Raw genomic sequence first — 17,538 nt, 5'->3', positions numbered from 1 at the left:
AGGCTGAAACCGGCCTGAGCTACCTATTTACTTTTCTTATTATGTAATGCGCGATAAACAATGCTAAAGACCAATAAAGTAGGAATTACCGGGATGGGGATAGTATCGTCTATAGGAAGAGACCTTTCCTCATTTTGTGATTCCTTAAAGAACGGCAAGTGCGGTATCAGACAAACGACAAATGCCAGAGAACCCAAGGTGTCTGTTGATATTGCTGCTGAAATACATGATTTCGCCTTTTCAGAATCCCTGGGCCGTTTTACAAATATACCGGATGAAAAACTGCAGCATGCCCGGAAACTGGGTCAAAGAGCTCCATTTGTTATTCAAGCCTCCATCATATCAGCTCTGGAGGCATGGCAAAAGGCCGGACTGTTTGATAAAGAAGCTTTACCGGAGCGAACGGGGTTAATTGTGGCCGGACAAAACAGTACCCAGAATTATCAATACGACCTGATCCCGAAATTCAGGGAAAATCCCGAATACCTGTCGCCCAGGTATGCACTTGAGTTTTTGGAGACCAATCAGGTTGGCGTACTGAGCGAACTGTTTGGCATACAGGGTGAAGGGTTTGTAGTGGGAGGGGCCTCGGCCACCGGAAATGTAGGTGTCATTAAAGGATACCGGCAAGTGCTTTCCGGCTTTGCAGATGTATGCGTGGTGGTGGGCACTTTAGCCGATCTTTCACCTATGGATATCCAGGGCTTTATCAATATAGGGGCCATGGGAGGGAAAAAATATGGTGATCAGCCTGCGAAAGCCTGCCGGCCTTTTGATAAGCAGCATGAAGGCTTCATTTACGGGCAGGCCAGTGCATGTGTAATCTTTGAATCAGAAACCAGTGCTGCCAAAAGAGGAGTACCATTTCTGGCAGAGGTCAGGGGCGGTGCTATGAACCTTGACAGTAACAGTTCTGCCAATCCCAATGTGACCGGAGAAGCAAAAGCAATGCAGTCGGCACTTGAACAGGCCGGGTTGTCAGCAGCGGATGTAGATTATATCAATACCCATGGCAGTTCATCATCCCTTGGAGATATTACCGAAGCAGAGGCTATCAGTCAGGTGCTTGGAAAGCGAGAGGCCTGGCTCAATGCTACCAAAGGCCTTACGGGCCACTGTCTGTATTCGGCCGGTATGGTGGAGGTGATCGCTACTGTTTTGCAGATGCAGGAAGGCTTTCTTCACCCTAACCTCAACCTGGAAGATCCGGTGCGTAAAGACCTTAAATTTTGTGGTGCCGAGGCTATCGACCATCAGATCAATGTAGCTATAAGCAACTCCTTTGGCTTTGGCGGTATCAATACCTCTGTTGTTTTAGAACGGGCTAAAAACTGAACTGAAAATTAAGTTAACTATGAAGAAAATATACCTATGTCTCAGGCAAGGCTTGACCTCCGGTTTTTACGAAGCCGAACCTGAAACTTGTACAGAGGTCATGGTACTGTTTGGTCATCGGGCAGCCATCTACATGAAAGACTACAACGGCTATTTGGATCTAAAAGAAGTGCAACCCGTGTAATAGCACTGATGGAGTGGGCAATTGTCCGTTCCTCAGTGCATTACCATTATTCAGCAAAAGCAAAATGAAGAGATGATGGAAAATAAATTGATATTTATTTTTTTGGATGGCATAGGGATAGGTCAGGATGTTGATTTAAATCCTTTGACCAAAGCCTCTATGCCTACACTGATGGGGCTTATGGGAGAACGGCTGACCGGCAACACCCATATTGAGGAACCAAACCTCCTGGTAAAAGGGATAGATGCCTGCCTGGGCGTTGACGGCATACCGCAAAGTGCCACAGGACAAACATCTTTGTTTACAGGTTTTAACGCACAGGCACATCTGGGCTATCACCTGATGGCTTATCCCAATGATCAACTGATATCACTGATCAACAAACGCTCGATATTCAAATTTGCGAAAGAAAACCATATCAAAAGTATCTTTGCCAATTCTTACACGGATGGTTTCTTCAAGTCATTTGACAAAACTTCTCCCAATTATAGCGTAACTACACGATGTGTTTTAGCCTCCAAAACCAATTTTAATACTCTTGACGATCTTATTGAAAACAGAGCGGTACATTGGGACATAACCAACATCACATTACAAGGTAAACCTAATGGCCGAGTGCCTTTGATCGCACCATACAAAGCAGGTGAAAATCTTAAAAACCTGACCAACGATTATGATCTGGTGCTATTTGAGTGCTTTTTGCCCGATCTGATAGGTCATAAGAAAGACATGGAGCAATCCATTAAATTTCTGGAAGTATTCGACGAGTTCCTCGGAGGCGTGCTTAATGACAAGCCCGAAAATGTGAACGTTTTGATATCCAGTGACCATGGCAATATAGAAGACCTGTCTTTTGGCGGTCATAGTAAAAATCCGGTCCCGTTGATCTTTATAGGTAATGAAGCATATCACTTTCAACAGGTAAATGCCATTGACCAGATCTTTAATACCATGTTTACCAGGTTGTTTAACACAGCACCTGTGGCTGAATTTGAAGCGTTTTAGTGATTTGCCAGTGTTGGAGCCGAATTGTCCATATGAAATACGACCTGAAGAATAGCCATGATACCCACAGTACACATATTTTCCACGTCATTTAAGGAGCCTCTCCGGCAGCGTGCCTTCTCCGACTACCTGTCGTTGCTTTCTCAGGAGCTAAGGGAACAGAACATGCGCTACCTGAGGTGGCAGAACCGTCATGCCCATCTGTTTGGGAGATTGTTGTTGATCGAAGCCCTCAGGCATTTTGGTATAGAAGGTGACATCTGGGAAAATATCATGTATAATGATTACAAACGGCCATACCTGACCCTGACCGATTATGATTTTAACATCTCCCATTCCGGCGATTATGTGGTCTGCGCCATAGCTAAGAATATCCGGCTGGGTATAGATATTGAGGAAAACAGAAAAGTGAACCTTACACACTTTCGCAACATCATGACCCGGGATCAATGGGAAGAAATCAATGACGCAGCTACCCCGTTAAAAACCTTCTATAAGTACTGGACCATCAAAGAAAGTGTGATCAAGGCTGATGGCAGAGGGTTTTACATACCATTGGATGAACTCGAGGTAAAGAACAATACCGTACAGTTTGATGACAGGCTGTGGTTTGTGAATGAGCTGGACTATGTCCACGGTTACAGTGCCGCACTCGCCACCAATCAGGTAGCAGCATATAAATTTCACTCCATAAATTTTTACGAAGCGCATATAGCGACCCGGTTAAGTCAGAAATTAGTTCAACTTAAATAAATATGCAAATGACTGAAAATCACATTTACGATCTGATTGCAGCTCACGTGGCAGAAATTACTGCAGATGTAGAGCATGGCCCGATTACACGAGCCTCAATGTTGTCACCCTTAGGCATGGATTCCATAGGCCGTGCAGAGTTAATCGCCAGAATGCAGGAAGAGTTATCCATAACCGTTCCCGCATACGAATTTCACCAGGCCAATGACCTGGGCGAACTTGCGGCCATATTCGCAAGTAAAATAAGCGAGATGCAGAAAAGCGCATAAAAATCAGGCGTGTTATGCACGTAAATTTTCCTAACCCACAATAAGTACAAAGCTCCTTCCCCGAAGGAGCCTGGCATCCCTGTGTCTTCCAAATAACCACCTTAAACCACCAAAGAAGAAGTCTTACATTTTTGTTTCGTTGGCTAGTTTCTCAAAAAGTCGATCAGTACTGGTCGGCTTTTTTTTGTTTATCAACAATTGAAGCTAAAAGATAACAGGCCATTTTAGTGTATATTTGAAGTTTGATGAAACCGCAAAGTCGTAATTTGAGATATATAACCTTAACATCGAAATTTATATACTACCTTGGAATCTCAATCCAGGCAATATTTATAATATTTTATCTAGTTTTATTTGAATTGCTTCAGCGAGAGAATGAATTTCACGGATTAATGGTTTTATTGTTTTTTGGCGTTCTATGGGTAATGCAGGTTGTATTTATAAATTTCAAAACGATTTATCTTAAAATTGATATGAAGCAGAGAAAGGTCTACTTCGGAAATCTTTTTTTTAGAAATGAATGCGGATTAGATAAAATAGATAGCATTAGGTCCTCATGGTTACCAGCATTATATTGGATTAATTTAAGCGGTATCAAGTATAACTTCATAATGGCAAGCCTGGATTTAAAAGAATTAAGAAGAACATTAGGTATTAATGGTTGATTTTTTGTCCGAGCTTTAGGTGATTTGGATTCATTATATAAAGGAGTTTATAGATCTCTGGAATGCCTGCAGTCTGAAAACTGATAAAAGAGGGTACAAGTGGCGCTACGCTAAACACTTGCACCAGCTATTGCTTAAATAGAATTGGCAATTATGGTCATTTCCCACTCCCCACCCAGAAAGTCATCCCGAGGCACGAGGGAACTTACTAAGAGCCGGGCAGAAACCTCCATTGAGCAATTCATTCTCAGGAAGCTCTAAGCCGGTCAGCTTTCCATAACCCACATAGCCCACCCTGAATTTTTCTCTAATTAGCATTTTTCCAGTAAGTTAGCCCCATACATCACACGAAACAGACATCATGATAAAAATAGCTCTATCTGAAAGCGGATTTCAAATCAATGGGGAAACCTTAACGTTTCCGGTAAGGGTTGAACAACTGAAAGATTTATTGGGCGAATGCCGGCACTTTAAAGCCAAATACAATAATATTTTTACCTGGGATGACCTGGGTATTGTGGCATACTCAAAAGAAGGCAAAATGTCAGAAGGCCTGCAAGTAAGCCTGGAGCAACAGGAGTATAAGTTTAGCCCAAAACAAGTTTTTCAGGGACAACTCCTGTTCAAAGGTGAGGAGATCATCAGTGATTACCGCGCTCATAAAGATGAACGTGTAAAACTATTTAAGGGCGACAAGGATGGCGCGCTCGTATCCAATGGTGTCAGCGCCTGGTTTAGTCTGGAGGAAGGCAGTATTGAGACTATTGACTTCAGCGGATACCAGGAAGCAGAAAAGGAAAAGTTCGAACGTCTGCCTGTTGATGATGAATTTCAATATTTCGTACCGCTATGGGAGGCGTGGATTGCAGAAACAACCAGGGTTGTGCCTGATGACAATGAATACTATAACCTTACCCACGGAATCACCAAAGAAGATATAAAAGGGCACTCAAAACTTGATGATGATACGGTAATACCCGAGGCGCTCATTAATTTTTATAAAATACATAATGTAGAATACGATGCCGTTACCTCCGCCTTCAGCTTTTCTGTCAATGGCTGGGGTTATGATCTTATTCCTTTTAAGGATATAGCAGAAGAATGGCAAAGCATACAATATCTGCAATTTGGTGACGACATAGCGAAAGAGGATCTGGAAGACTTTTCTCCAAAAGTGAAGGCAGATGATTATGCCAACCCAAAATGGGTCCCTTTTGCCACTGGTAGAAACGGCGACTACCTGCTTTTTGATACAGATCCAAGTGACGAGGGAACATACGGACAGATCATTGAGCTACAGAATGAGTCCTGGCAGCGTAATGTGGTAGCTGATTCTTTGGCTGATCTTATACAAAAGGAAATTGACCTTATTAAAGGTGAGGGAACTGAGAAGTTTGAGTTTATCCTTAGGAACGGAGTGTAAAGCGTTTTAAATAATCCGGTTCAAACCTAAAGACAGAAAAGGTACAGTGGCCGCTATGCTAACCACTTGTACCCTTTCAGTGATAAATTCGCAAAAATAGCCTTTCTGCCTTGGCTTCCTATTAGCTATTCCCTGTTTTAATTGTATGATTGTGAGTTTTCTACAACCTTTCTTCAAAGGTTAGTTAACAGGAGGGGTATTTAGAATCCTGTCTATACGCCATTCACCATCATGTCCCTTCTCCCATCTTACAGCATAGTTATATCTTATCATAGACTGCACGCCGTTAATCACGGTAGTGAGTTCTGATTTTCCCATGTCATAAACTACATTGCCATGTACAAATCGGTCATACAAATTTATATTATACGATACTATCTCACCCGTCGCAAATAATTGACGATAATACTCATCCAGCCCGTCGCGGTCAACCTCCAGTCCGGGAGAAACATTTCGAAAATCTTTTGTATAAAATTTGTATGCATTATACGCATTACTTGAGATAAGGGCTTCTAAATATGCTTCCTGCCTCTTGGTAATTTCCTTACTGGTTTCATCTTTACTTTCGAGATTTCCACGTTTTTTTTGACATAATACGGGTCCGCTATCAGTGGTCCGGCTAATCTCAACTTCCGGTTCCCGGTCTCCGGCAACAACTCTGTCCACACGCCAAATGCCGTCAGATCCCTTTTCCCAACGCATTAAATAATAACCCTTGATTGCGAACTCTACTCCACTGGCCACCCCTGTATTGTCATAAGCTCCAATGTCGTAAACTACATTATCGTGCACAAACCGGTCATATGATTCGAGATCAAGCGAATACAATCCTCCTTCTCTGACCGTAAAAAGCTGGGTTATTTCTTCAAGTAGCTTATCACGGTCAGCATCGTAATAATGGCCGAGTTGGAAGTAGGTCGGTGTCCATAAGTAGTTGTACATTAGATCCACATCTTTAGCAATAAAAGCTGCTTCGTAAACATTGTTTCGATCAGTAATTTCCTGACCAATCGTCAGGCATTTTTCACTGACAGGCCTGCTTTCTTCCAGGTTCGTCATTGGGTTTGAACTATTTTCCGTACTTACTTTTGATGAGTCAACGTTCAGGTCACTTTCCAATCCTTCACAACCTGTAAGTATTAGCAACATCGTAGCCATGATAATACTAAAAAGTGGAAGAATACGGGTAATTGGAATAGCTCCTGTTTTACAAGATGTCAAATTTGTTTTACAAGTTTTCATTTGCTTAATAGGTTTTGGTTAATAAAAAAAGATAAGATCAGACCCAATACTCTTAAAAATATTTTACTACTTGACCGTTTAAGTCGGGACAAAAAGGGGGACAATATTGCAGGTAATTTGTAATGAATTGGCCTTCAGCAAACTATGATTTTTGTCAAAGTGAACAAAAAAAGGATATGTCCGGTGAGCGGTTGTAATCTAAATATATTTAACGGGAAGGAGTTATACCTGGAAGTGTTCTCGGTAAGGACTTCGTGTCAAAAGATGCTTATGAAAAGCCCGGCAGAGCATCCCAAACCTCGGTTATTACCAGGACCATATCAGGAGTACAAGTGGCGCTAAACTAAACACTTGCACCAGCTATAAGTTCTGTAGGGACAAAACAAGCAGACCTCAGCTGCGAGACTGTGGTGGTGGAAAGCAATATAACCTTACTGTCGGTGGATAAAAATAAAGGCTCTAAAAGCCACTTTTGAAGACGTTGTTTTTGTTTTGCAACATTGTAACCCCCATTTAAATACATTAGCACCCCCTCATTCATGTGGTGAGATTGTATCTTGCAGACAACTATGCAGTAGATGAGCCTGTATTCGTTTTATGATAATCTGTATGTTATCATATAGTTTGATTGACCAATTATTTATAAAATAAAAAGTTAAGACATCAATTCCCATTCTTCAGAAATAGACATATAATAATTAATTAAAGTATAAACTAAAAGTGAATCGTTATTCTTTACTAGCCCTTGCTTGCCTTGTCTCGTGCATGGCTCTGGCCCAACGCAAAGCAAACAAAAAAACACCGCCCCGTGAAAGGACAATCAATGTGGATTATACTGTTGAAGAGGGTCCTTTAAACACCATGTTTAAGGAATGTGTAGGCGCCGGTCGTGCCAATGAAGGACTGCGTGCCGACTGGCAACAGCAGTTGACTTATGTGAAAAATGAGTGTGGTTTCAAATACATCCGCATGCATGGACTGTTCACCGACGACATGGCAGTTTACACGGAAGACCAGAACGGCAACCCTAAGTATAACTACATGTATGTAGATGCCTTGTTCGACTTCCTGCATTCCATTGGAATAAAGCCATTTGTTGAGTTAGGTTTCATGCCCAATGCGCTGGCAAGTGGCGTGCAGACTGTTTTCTGGTGGAAAGGGAACGTAACGCCTCCAAAAGACTATGACAAGTGGGGGGCGCTTGTAAAAAATCTCGTTCAACATTTTACAGAGCGATACGGTGAGGACGAGGTGAAAACCTGGTATTTCGAGGTCTGGAATGAACCCAACCTTACACCGGGATTCTGGACGGGGACTCAGGAAGAATATTTTAGGTTGTATGAATATGCAGCAAGAGCTGTTAAAAGTGTTAATCAGGATTATCGTGTTGGGGGTCCGGCTACTGCCGGCGCTGCCTGGGAGCCGGAATTTATCGAATTTTGTGATAAGAATAAGGCGCCGTTAGATTTTATCAGCACACATGCTTACGGGGTAAACCAGGGATTTCTTGATGAATACGGCCATGCCGGGACTGTGTTGGGCAAAGAAGAATTTGCAGTAAGTGGTGATGTGCTACAATCCCGGAAGGAAATTGCCAGTTCGGTAAAGCCTGACCTGGAGTTACATTATACTGAATGGAGCGCCTCCTATACCCCGGCAGACCCAGTTCACGACAGCTACCACGAAGCGGCCTACGTGCTTCAAAAAATGAAACAAACAGGAGATGCGGCAAACTCTATGTCTTATTGGGTATTCACCGATATTTTTGAAGAGCCGGGGCCGCGTTTCGAAGCTTTTCATGGAGGTTTTGGTATGCTCACGACCCAGGGGATCAACAAGCCGGTTTTCTATGCTTATCAGTTTTTGAACCGGTTGGGAAACATCGAACTGGCCAATAAGGATCCTGAATCCTGGGTTTGTAAAGATCAGGAGGGGAACATCCAGGTACTGGCGTGGGACTATACCTATACACTTCCGGATTCTGTCAACAACCAGCAGTATTTCATCCGCGACCTGCCTGCCAGGGCGAAAGGCAAACTCAAAGTGAACATTGCCGGTGTTCCGGAAGGGAATTATTCGCTTGAAGTTTACAGAGTAGGGTACCGAAGCAATGATGCCCACACAAGCTATGTGGACCTGGGCAGGCCCTCGCAGCTTTCAAGACAACAGGTGGAGCAAATCAAAAATCTAAACGATGGTTCTCCTTTCTTATCTGAAATAGTAAAAGTTAAATCAGGAGAGACATTCTCCAGGGAACTGGATATTCGCGAAAACGATGTTTTCTTATTGAATTTAGTAAAATTATAAGTCGTAGTATTAGTGAAATGAGTTACAAAACACGATACTTTTGATTTGGATCCTCCTGAGTATAAGTGCATGTGGGAGCAGTAGATTATTGCGGGTCAAGCATTACCTGTGGAGTGGGTGAATTAGAAAGAAATTAGGGGTTTGCAACATAAAGCTTGCCAGTGAGATAAGGTAAAGCAGGATCAACTTGAGCCCCTGTGGCCAACTGAAAATCAGTAAACCGCACTTATTGTCATGAAAATAACAGGCTCCAAAGGATAGAAATCCAAAGGAGCCTTAAACCATAACACCATTAACTAAACGGTTTTACCAATTTTATCTTTTAATTACAAGGTGTACCGAAAGCCCTGTACTTGTATAGGAGAAACTGAGTCCCGTCTACATTGAGCTGATAACCCTTGTTTTTGGCCTTCGACCATTTTCTGTAGCTCCAGCCATACTTTTGCCGTGCTTTGTTAGACCAGGATATTCTTGCCCGGCTTCGGCCTAAAGCCTTAAATCTTGAGTGTGTTAACCGGCTTACCACATTCGACTTACAATTACCTTCCATTCTGGCATGTTTGCCATTTGTACTTATCGAAGCATCTATTCCTTTTAGAGCCTCATTTACTTCTTCTTCAAGCAGCGTACGCTCCTCTCTGTCGGTACCTAAATACTCCCGCTCAAAGTCCGAATAACCCATGATGGAATCAGACTCAATGTCCCTCAGCACCCTGACAAAGTTGTTGTAAAGTTCAATAGTATACGTTTGCTCTTCTGTTGCCACATCGGGGTCCGGCTGATTTGCCGGTGCAGGTTCATTCACTGACTCATCCATACAGGCTACCAGACAGCCGGCAGCTAATAGCGAAATAGCATAGATTTTAAAATTGATTAATTTTTTCATAACATATTTAGTTTGGTTTAGCATGGGACAAAGCTATTTCCGGCCATGAAAGGAATAATCAGTCAATTGATATAAAGGCCTTCTCAATTGATAAAAGGGTGATTTCAGTTGAGACGCCATGCTGTTAAGGTAAGTTTTTATGGGTAATAATTGCTCTGCTCTCTGCCAGTTCTACAGCACGGTCAAGCTTTACCAAACTTTGAAAGTTTAGTAAAGCCGCGATTTAATTCTGCAAACCTTATCAAAAATATATACATATATCTCCGTACTTGAATAGTTTATCGGCTAGTGTATTCCGTCAGCTAAGCGATTAATAAACCTTGTGGTTTTATCTAACACCTCTTCAGGCTTTTCCTTATGAGGTGTATGACCGACAGCCGGTATAATATACTTTTCGGATTTTCCACTTACCTGGTTTATGGTTTTCTCGACCTGCTGCAATGAACCATATTCATCTGCCTCGCCCTGGATAAATAAAAGAGGGCAGGTGACTCCGGATAAGCAATACTCTATATTCCAGTCCCGATAGTCACTTCTGGTCCAGGTTTTGGTCCAGGCCTTAAAGAGCGTTTCTACTTTACTGTCGTGGTACTTTTCCAGTCGTATGGGCAGATTGGTGATTTTATACGCCTCCATAGCCTTATAGATGCCCTGGAGCGTGATATCCTCCACAAAAATGTGCGCGGCTTCGCAAATTACTGCTTTGACCTTTTTGGGATATTTGCTGGCAGCTAGCAAGGCAATGGTTCCTCCATCGCTATGTCCGAATAAAATGGCATCATCTATACCTAAAGTGATCAGTAAATCATGGAGTACATCAGCTTCCAGCTCCATGTAATTGACAGGCCTTTTGTGGGTTGGCATGGGATCAGATTTGCCATAGCCCAAACGGTCGTATATCAATACATTACATTCTGTTGCCTTTGCAAGCCTTTTTGGGAAATCCCGCCAGAGCTGTACGCAGCCGAGAGAGTCATGCAGAAAAACCAGTGTAGGACGATTTTTATATTCCTTTTCTGATTCTACATAAAGGTTAGCACCGTTTATTTGAATGAGCTTGTCAGGGCTTTTATGAGGCATGCCAAAGATTACTTTCGTAATAATGATGAATTTTTTAATGCTCTACAATAATAAACAAACCCTGTGAATTCATAGAGAAGTATCACCAGCTTAACATGACTTATCTTTTATTATATTTGGGCTTCCTGTAAACATATGAATATGGATGTACCTTCATGTAATGAGATCAAAGACCTTAATTTCTGGGTGCCCCCGCAGCCAAGCAGTTTGATGCTGTCCATCATCACCCGGGAAGGGAAAAAGGTAAAAATTGATATGCTTCCCGATATGGATGATGCTACCGACGAGTCCATACCTGACCTGAAGCGGAAGCGAACCATATATCTAGATGACAAGGCGGTGCCGCTAAAGTCTGAAGCAGAGGCAGCGGCCATGCGCTTACTATCAGATTTGATAGCTAAACAGCAGTTGGGCCATCCCCAGGGCCTGGCTGTTTATATGGCCAATGAGATGATTGAATACTTTGGATATAAGAAATGAGGTACATAGTAGTACAAAGCCAAAGGTGCGGTTTCAAAAGCCTGAAAAGAACTTTTGAAACCACCTTTGAACTTCTAAAGAGAGCCTAAACCGGCTTCATAGCCATGGCTTTTGCTACAGCAAAGCTGTTTTCGAACAGCCGATATCTGCTGATCAGTCCATTTTCGACAGTGATATGGATACAGAAAAATGATTCGACCACTTTACCGGTTGCTGTCATCAGCGTTTTGAATTCCCCTATAATTACAGCATGGTTTTCATCAGACATAATTTTGTGGATACCGGCCTCCAGAGGTTCGGTATTGAGCCAAAGCAGGTTATAAAAATCCTTAATTTCATCTTTCGATTTTCTCGGCCCAAGCCATGGGATCTCTTTGGTATTGCCCGGAATGTCCCAGTCCACATCATTCGCAAACAATGCCAGTAGCTCGTCAGATTTTCGTTCGTCCATATACTGAAGCAACTTTTGCGGTGTATTTTTTAAAGCATCCATAAGTTAGTATTGAGTAAACAGTGAATAGTAAGCGGTGAATCTTAAACAGTGAACTGAAAACTATGAACGGATCAAGGTAAGTCCTTTCTGTTGCAAAATGGCCATGGCCAGTACCCATAAAGCTACCCCACCAATGAGTGCAATGCCCAGGAATGACACCACGGAGTAAAGCAGGAAAATGGTCAAAACACTTCCCAGCACCCAAAGTCGATCCAGTATAATGATCAGCCGTACCTGAGCGGTTTTTACAGGATTTTGAACGGCATTGTAATAAACAAAGGAGGCAAAAAGCATCAGGAAAATTCCGGTTGCCATAAATGGAGCTGTAGGTTGCACTTCAAATAACGTTGCAGCGGTTTCAGCAAACAATACCAGCCCAAGGCCGGTGATACCGGATGAAAGGGCGTTAATTTTTAAAACTTGAGATAACTTTAGCATAACGATTTTGATTTGATGTTTACACAAATCTCAGGGTTTGGCAGGAGCCTGGATTGTTAATACACGACAACGGATTATCAGAAAACGTCAGGTTCGGGAATTTGAATTAATTTATATCTTTGATATCAGATGGATTTTAAAAAGCAATTTCTGGGATCGCTGCTGGCTTATGCCACTCAACGCGACATGGATGCAGAAGCCTTATGTGGCAGTTCTGGTATTGAGAATCCGGATGCTGATATTTCACCGGCTCAGATGAATGATCTCTGGCATAATGCGGCACAACTTTCGGGAGATCAGTCATTTGGTCTGCATTTTGGAGAGGCCATGCAGCTTTCTGCCTTAGGCGTGGTGGGGCAGGTGGTGCTTACCAGCAGTACTGTTGCGGAAGCGTTGTTACAGGCAGGAAAGCTGATATACCTGATCACGGATATTTTTACCCTTGAAGTAAGCCATGCTGCTGACACATTCACCATCTCACTGATCGCAAACGGGAAAAGTGCCTCTGAATTTCCCTCCACATACCGGCATATGGGCGAGTATCTCCTGGCCTTTGTAATTCATGAGCTGGATGGACTGATCCTCAGGAAAATAAAGCCGGTAAATGTTGAGCTACCATTTGATGTTGCTCATAAGCCTGAGTATATAAGGGTGTTGCGGACATCCAATATTACATTTACCCAATCATTCAAGATAACCTTCGACAGCGGCTACCTTTCATTGCCTGTCATTACAGCAAACCATGCACTTCAGGCATACGCTTTAAAGCAGATCGATATTTTGCTTATAGAAGATAGCTATACAGGGCCATTGAAAGACAAGGTGTTTAACCATTTGCTGGCCAATTCCTATTTGAATACAATCACATTAGACGATGTTGCTTCAAATTTCAATATGGGGGCCAGAACTTTACAGCGAAAGCTGAAGAATGAGGGCATTACCTTTATGGAAATTGTTGAAGAAGTAAGGAAAAATCTTGCCATCAAATACCTGAACAAAGGAGACCACCAGGTAAAAGAAATCGCCTACGCACTTGGTTATCAGGATCCTAGCGGTTTTGTAAGGGCCTTTAAAAGGTGGACGGGTAAGAAGCCGAGTAATTATACTTCGGGAGGCCTTTAATGCTTGTTTAATTCATTTAAGCTTTTTGAATTTAATTAATATTAAATCTTGTTTAATCATTTATCTGTTATATTATTTTTCAATGAAGTTGTCTTTTAGAGAATTTTACTTGGATTTGAAAATTGTTGATAAGTGATGATGTAAGTTATTGGGTCAAAATGACACTTCGATATGGTTATTACTCCATAGATTTAAGAATAAACGCTAATTTTCCTGTTCCCTCGAGAAAACTATTTATTGTAGGAAGTGCAATCTGATACTTATTTTCTTTAGCAAATTTTATCTCAAAAGATACTGTACCGGAGTTGGTTGGAGGGGGTGAATCGGATGTAAGTTTATAGGTTTAAAAATGACACTTCTAAAATAATTTCAGTAAAATATGTACGTTAATAGTTAGTGTTCTAATCCATGGCAATGAAACGGCAAGAATTGATTTACGTTATACTTATGACACAGTAAAGTCTGTTCTAGATTTTAATAAGGCATGTGAAGCCAAAAGGCATTTTGAGCACAAGTTGTGAAGTTTTAATAAATATGATTATTCCAAGATTTTGAAACTTCTTTATTGCTGGCAAAATTTAATTTCGATATAGACAATTTGTTTTTTTGGAATTATAATAAAAAGGTCGATATTCGAGACGAAAATAATTAACTGTCAATATAATATCAATTTAGAACTTAGATGAAGAACCATGCAGATCGCAAGTATGTGTCTGTTTCTTCTGTTTTGCCTCATTAATGATAGTCAACTGTAAACCTACCCTAACCCAACGATTGATTTGGCTGGATCAAAGTATCTCCAGTCCTCATAAGTACAATATTGGTGGGTATGTTACTTTGAAGGGGAACTTAGATTTCGAGCGCTTTGAAGCTGCAATTAAAAAAATATTAATATCTCAAGAAGTTTATTCCGCAATTTTTAAAGAGGTCAATGGTGGAGTGGGTTATAAGCTTGGAGATGCTTCAAAGGATTTTGCACTTGATGTAATAGATTTTTCAAACAATCTTAGTCCTGAAGAGTCGGCGCTATCTGTTATGAAGCAAGACTTTGCCACCCCTTTTAATGTCGAGGGTACTTATCTGTTTAAGTTTTTGTTCTTCAGGCTATCAACCGATAGATTCATTTGGTATTCGAAAATGCACCACCTCATTGCGGACGGATGGACATTTATGCTACTGTTAAATGAGGTGGCTTCATTTTACAATAGCGAAGATACGCCAGATCATTTTCGTTTTAAGTACAGCGATTACGCACTTAAAGAAGAGAATTATTATGGATCCGACAAGTTCAAGCAGGATAAAGAGTTTTGGAAGAACGAATTTGAGACCATTCCGGAGGGGCTTTTTGAGAAGTCTCTGTATAATAATAAAGCTGGTTTACCCTCAAGGGTATTCACCATGCCAGTGAGCCAGGAGGTTAAGAACCGATTGGTCGAGCTTTCAGCATCGCGCAAGGTCTCATTGTTTCATATCGTTATAGGTTTATTTCTGGTGTACTTTTATCGTACGCGTGGTAAAGACGCTATTACATTTGCACTTCCTATATCCAACAGATCCAATAGGAAGTATAAGAATACGGCAGGTGCCTTCATGAATTTAATCTGCCTGCCGTTGGCACCAGACCCGAATCAAAGTATGCTCGATACCATTTCATGGATTAAAAGCAAGGTTTTTGGAGCATTGAAGCATCAGCAGTATCAGTTTGGTAATCTGGTGATGGACCTGGGGGTAAGTAGTCATTCCCCTCTGTATCATTTGAGAGTGTCCTATGAGCAGTTTGAGTTTAGTCAGAAACTGGGAGATGTTGAAAGTAAGGCCTTTGCCTTGGGCAACGAGGCTGAAAATGATCCTCTGTCAGTCTATATCAGAGATTATAACAATGAAGGTCTGGATATCAAATTTGTTTATAACAGTGAATATCTTTCAGAAGATGATATCCGGTCAGCATCATCGGGTGTTGCTGTTTTAATAGATGAACTGTTGGCTGAGAATACTCGTCCAAGCAAAGAGGTTCAACTAATCGGCAGTGAGGAATATTTAACCATAGATAGGTCTTGTCAGGGACCGGTTATTGAGTGGGGTGATGATCATTTTATTCCGCTATGGCAGAAAACAGTTGAGACCTACCCCAATAGAGCAGCGATAAGTACCGATACCCATACTTTTACCTATGCACAGGTTAATAAACAGGCTTTAAAATTAGCATCTTATTTATCTGAGTTTGTGGAAAAGGGGAGTGTAGTGGGATTGGTGTTGCCCAGAAATGAAATGATGGTTATTGGAATGATAGGTTGTATGATGTCAAGAGTGACTTACACTCCTGTTGAACCGGATAACCCAGCACAGAGATCTAAAAGGTTCTTTAAAAATATTGGATGTAATTTATTGTTAGTCAATGATGTAACTAGGGTGGAGGTAGAGGGTGTGAATACCGTGAACCTGCAGGACATTATTGTCGGACGACCGGAAGCTCCGGAATTACCACAAATGCAGTATGACCCGGAAGATATTTGTTATATTTTGCATACTTCTGGTTCTACAGGAAATCCAAAAGGTGTGGCTGTGCATCATAAAGCGGTCGCAAATTATATCCAGTACTTCAAGAGGTTCTATTCTTTAATGCCGGATGACGTGGTTTTACAACAAGCGTCTGTAAGTTTTGATACTTCGGTAGAAGAAATTTTCCCTATACTTATTACCGGAGGCAGAGTGCATATTCTTGAAGAGAGAAGAGATGTGCTGCTCATGAAAAGAACCATTGAAAAGGAAAAGATAACTGTTTTGAGTTCCACACCACTGGTACTAAAAATGCTGGGAGAAAAACCTGATTTTTCAAGCTTGAGGACAGTTATCAGTGGCGGAGATGTATTACATCCGGATCATATCAAAGTATATCTTCAAAAGGGGATAAAAGTCTACAATACTTATGGGCCTACCGAGGCTACCATTTGTTGTACATACCATAAAGTAGTGCCTGCCGGATCGATCATTCCGATAGGAAGACCGATTGCCAATACCAGCGTTTACATTTTGGATAAGTATATGAACAGGCAGCCCATAGGAGTAGAGGGCGATATTTATATTGAAGGTGTTGGCTTGGCCCAAGGGTATATAAATAACTCTGAAGCAACCAGAGCAAGTTTCGTTGAAAATCCTTTTCAGCCAGGAACTGTACTTTACAAAACAGGAGACATCGGAAAGCTTAACAAAAATGGGGAGATTGAGTATACCGGTAGATCAGATAATCAACTGAAGATACGTGGTATGAGAGTTGATGCTAACGAGATCATTGATACGATCAAATCGTATGGCCCTGTTAAAGAAGTAGTGGTAGACCATACGCATGAGGCTGAAAGGAAGGCCTTGGTTTGCTATTATACTTTGATAAATGAGGCCAAACTGGATGTTGAAACCTTAAGGACATTTTTAGAACAGCATCTACCGGAGCATATGATTCCCTCACATTATATAGAATTAGGTGAGATACCTTTAACAATACAAGGGAAAACGGATAAGAAAAAGCTGAAGGAGTATTATTTAAAAAATAAGGTAGCAGAGTCCAGGGTAAGACATCATCCATCTACCAAAAATGAACAATTGATAAAGGATGTATGGGAAGAGTTCCTTCATACGAAGGATATCAGTACTACTGACAATTTCTTTCATATCGGAGGCAATTCATTAGTAGCTACTATGGTGTTGAATAAACTTAATGAGGTTTTGGAGTTGAATGTCAGCTTAAACCAAATCTATTCACACCCAACCATAAAGGGGTTAGCTCAATTTATAACACAATATGAAGATCAGCATTTTGAGTATATAGATCTCGATTAGCTGAAAAATACGAGAAACGTAA

General features: G+C 41.4%; 17 protein-coding genes. 11 read left to right on the top strand and 6 right to left on the bottom strand.

Annotation, left to right across the window (positions count from 1 at the left end; genetic code table 11):
- Positions 1–60 precede the first annotated feature (60 nt).
- From LVD17_RS26850 to LVD17_RS26825, 6 genes are all read left to right on the top strand, one after another.
- Complete coding sequence (locus tag LVD17_RS26850) at positions 61–1,335, top strand: beta-ketoacyl synthase N-terminal-like domain-containing protein (RefSeq protein ID WP_233763236.1); 1,275 nt, start codon at positions 61–63, stop codon at positions 1,333–1,335.
- A gap of 19 nt (positions 1,336–1,354) precedes the next feature.
- Positions 1,355–1,519 carry a hypothetical protein gene (locus LVD17_RS26845; protein WP_233763234.1) on the top strand — a complete coding sequence of 55 codons (165 nt, stop codon included), beginning with the start codon at positions 1,355–1,357 and terminating at the stop codon, positions 1,517–1,519.
- 72 nt (positions 1,520–1,591) lie between these two features.
- Positions 1,592–2,524: an alkaline phosphatase family protein gene (locus LVD17_RS26840; RefSeq protein WP_233763232.1), complete on the top strand. Its 933-nt coding sequence runs from the start codon at positions 1,592–1,594 to the stop codon at positions 2,522–2,524.
- Positions 2,525–2,581: 57 nt separating this feature from the next.
- Positions 2,582–3,277 (top strand): 4'-phosphopantetheinyl transferase family protein, encoded by a 696-nt coding sequence (locus LVD17_RS26835; protein ID WP_233763230.1) that lies wholly within the window; start codon positions 2,582–2,584, stop codon positions 3,275–3,277.
- An 8-nt stretch (positions 3,278–3,285) separates the two neighbouring features.
- The gene (locus LVD17_RS26830; RefSeq protein WP_233763228.1) at positions 3,286–3,546 is read left to right on the top strand and encodes a phosphopantetheine-binding protein; all 261 of its coding nucleotides are present in this window, start codon (positions 3,286–3,288) and stop codon (positions 3,544–3,546) included.
- Between the two features lie 266 nt (positions 3,547–3,812).
- On the top strand, positions 3,813–4,211 hold the full coding sequence (locus LVD17_RS26825; RefSeq protein ID WP_233763226.1) for a hypothetical protein: 399 nt from the start codon (positions 3,813–3,815) through the stop codon (positions 4,209–4,211).
- Positions 4,212–4,394: 183 nt separating this feature from the next.
- Here the strand turns inward: LVD17_RS26825 and LVD17_RS28540 are convergent, their stop codons facing one another.
- A complete protein-coding gene (locus LVD17_RS28540) occupies positions 4,395–4,529 on the bottom strand; it encodes a hypothetical protein (RefSeq protein WP_255702541.1) in 135 nt (44 codons plus the stop codon).
- A gap of 43 nt (positions 4,530–4,572) precedes the next feature.
- Between LVD17_RS28540 and LVD17_RS26820 the strand changes: the two genes are divergently transcribed.
- Entirely contained in the window at positions 4,573–5,634 is a 1,062-nt protein-coding gene (locus LVD17_RS26820; protein ID WP_233763224.1) for an SMI1/KNR4 family protein, read from the top strand.
- Positions 5,635–5,814: 180 nt separating this feature from the next.
- On the opposite strand, the gene LVD17_RS26815 is transcribed toward LVD17_RS26820, so the two are convergent.
- A complete protein-coding gene (locus LVD17_RS26815; RefSeq protein WP_233763213.1) occupies positions 5,815–6,876 on the bottom strand; it encodes a Cif family virulence factor in 1,062 nt (353 codons plus the stop codon).
- Between the two features lie 765 nt (positions 6,877–7,641).
- Between LVD17_RS26815 and LVD17_RS26810 the strand changes: the two genes are divergently transcribed.
- Complete coding sequence (locus LVD17_RS26810) at positions 7,642–9,183, top strand: GH39 family glycosyl hydrolase (protein ID WP_255702540.1); 1,542 nt, start codon at positions 7,642–7,644, stop codon at positions 9,181–9,183.
- 322 nt (positions 9,184–9,505) lie between these two features.
- Here LVD17_RS26810 and LVD17_RS26805 read toward each other — a convergent pair whose 3' ends face one another.
- Positions 9,506–10,069: a hypothetical protein gene (locus LVD17_RS26805; RefSeq protein WP_233763209.1), complete on the bottom strand. Its 564-nt coding sequence runs from the start codon at positions 10,067–10,069 to the stop codon at positions 9,506–9,508.
- Between the two features lie 285 nt (positions 10,070–10,354).
- Complete coding sequence (locus LVD17_RS26800; protein ID WP_233763207.1) at positions 10,355–11,149, bottom strand: alpha/beta fold hydrolase; 795 nt, start codon at positions 11,147–11,149, stop codon at positions 10,355–10,357.
- Positions 11,150–11,284: 135 nt separating this feature from the next.
- On the opposite strand from LVD17_RS26800, the gene LVD17_RS26795 reads away from it, so the two are divergent.
- The gene (locus LVD17_RS26795; RefSeq protein WP_233763205.1) at positions 11,285–11,629 is read left to right on the top strand and encodes a hypothetical protein; all 345 of its coding nucleotides are present in this window, start codon (positions 11,285–11,287) and stop codon (positions 11,627–11,629) included.
- A gap of 85 nt (positions 11,630–11,714) precedes the next feature.
- Here the strand turns inward: LVD17_RS26795 and LVD17_RS26790 are convergent, their stop codons facing one another.
- Together LVD17_RS26790 and LVD17_RS26785 are read right to left on the bottom strand one after the other, a co-directional pair.
- Positions 11,715–12,122 carry a nuclear transport factor 2 family protein gene (locus tag LVD17_RS26790; RefSeq protein ID WP_233763203.1) on the bottom strand — a complete coding sequence of 136 codons (408 nt, stop codon included), beginning with the start codon at positions 12,120–12,122 and terminating at the stop codon, positions 11,715–11,717.
- Positions 12,123–12,182: 60 nt separating this feature from the next.
- The gene (locus tag LVD17_RS26785) at positions 12,183–12,560 is read right to left on the bottom strand and encodes a hypothetical protein (RefSeq protein ID WP_233763201.1); all 378 of its coding nucleotides are present in this window, start codon (positions 12,558–12,560) and stop codon (positions 12,183–12,185) included.
- Between the two features lie 129 nt (positions 12,561–12,689).
- On the opposite strand from LVD17_RS26785, the gene LVD17_RS26780 reads away from it, so the two are divergent.
- Positions 12,690–13,682, top strand: a complete 993-nt coding sequence (locus LVD17_RS26780; protein ID WP_233763199.1) for an AraC family transcriptional regulator — start codon at positions 12,690–12,692, stop codon at positions 13,680–13,682.
- Positions 13,683–14,456: 774 nt separating this feature from the next.
- Positions 14,457–17,516: a non-ribosomal peptide synthetase gene (locus LVD17_RS26775; RefSeq protein ID WP_233763197.1), complete on the top strand. Its 3,060-nt coding sequence runs from the start codon at positions 14,457–14,459 to the stop codon at positions 17,514–17,516.
- Positions 17,517–17,538: the final 22 nt, after the last annotated feature.

Source organism: Fulvivirga ulvae (assembly GCF_021389975.1).
Taxonomy (GTDB): domain Bacteria; phylum Bacteroidota; class Bacteroidia; order Cytophagales; family Cyclobacteriaceae; genus Fulvivirga; species Fulvivirga ulvae.
This window is presented reverse-complemented; position numbering and strand designations above follow the sequence as displayed.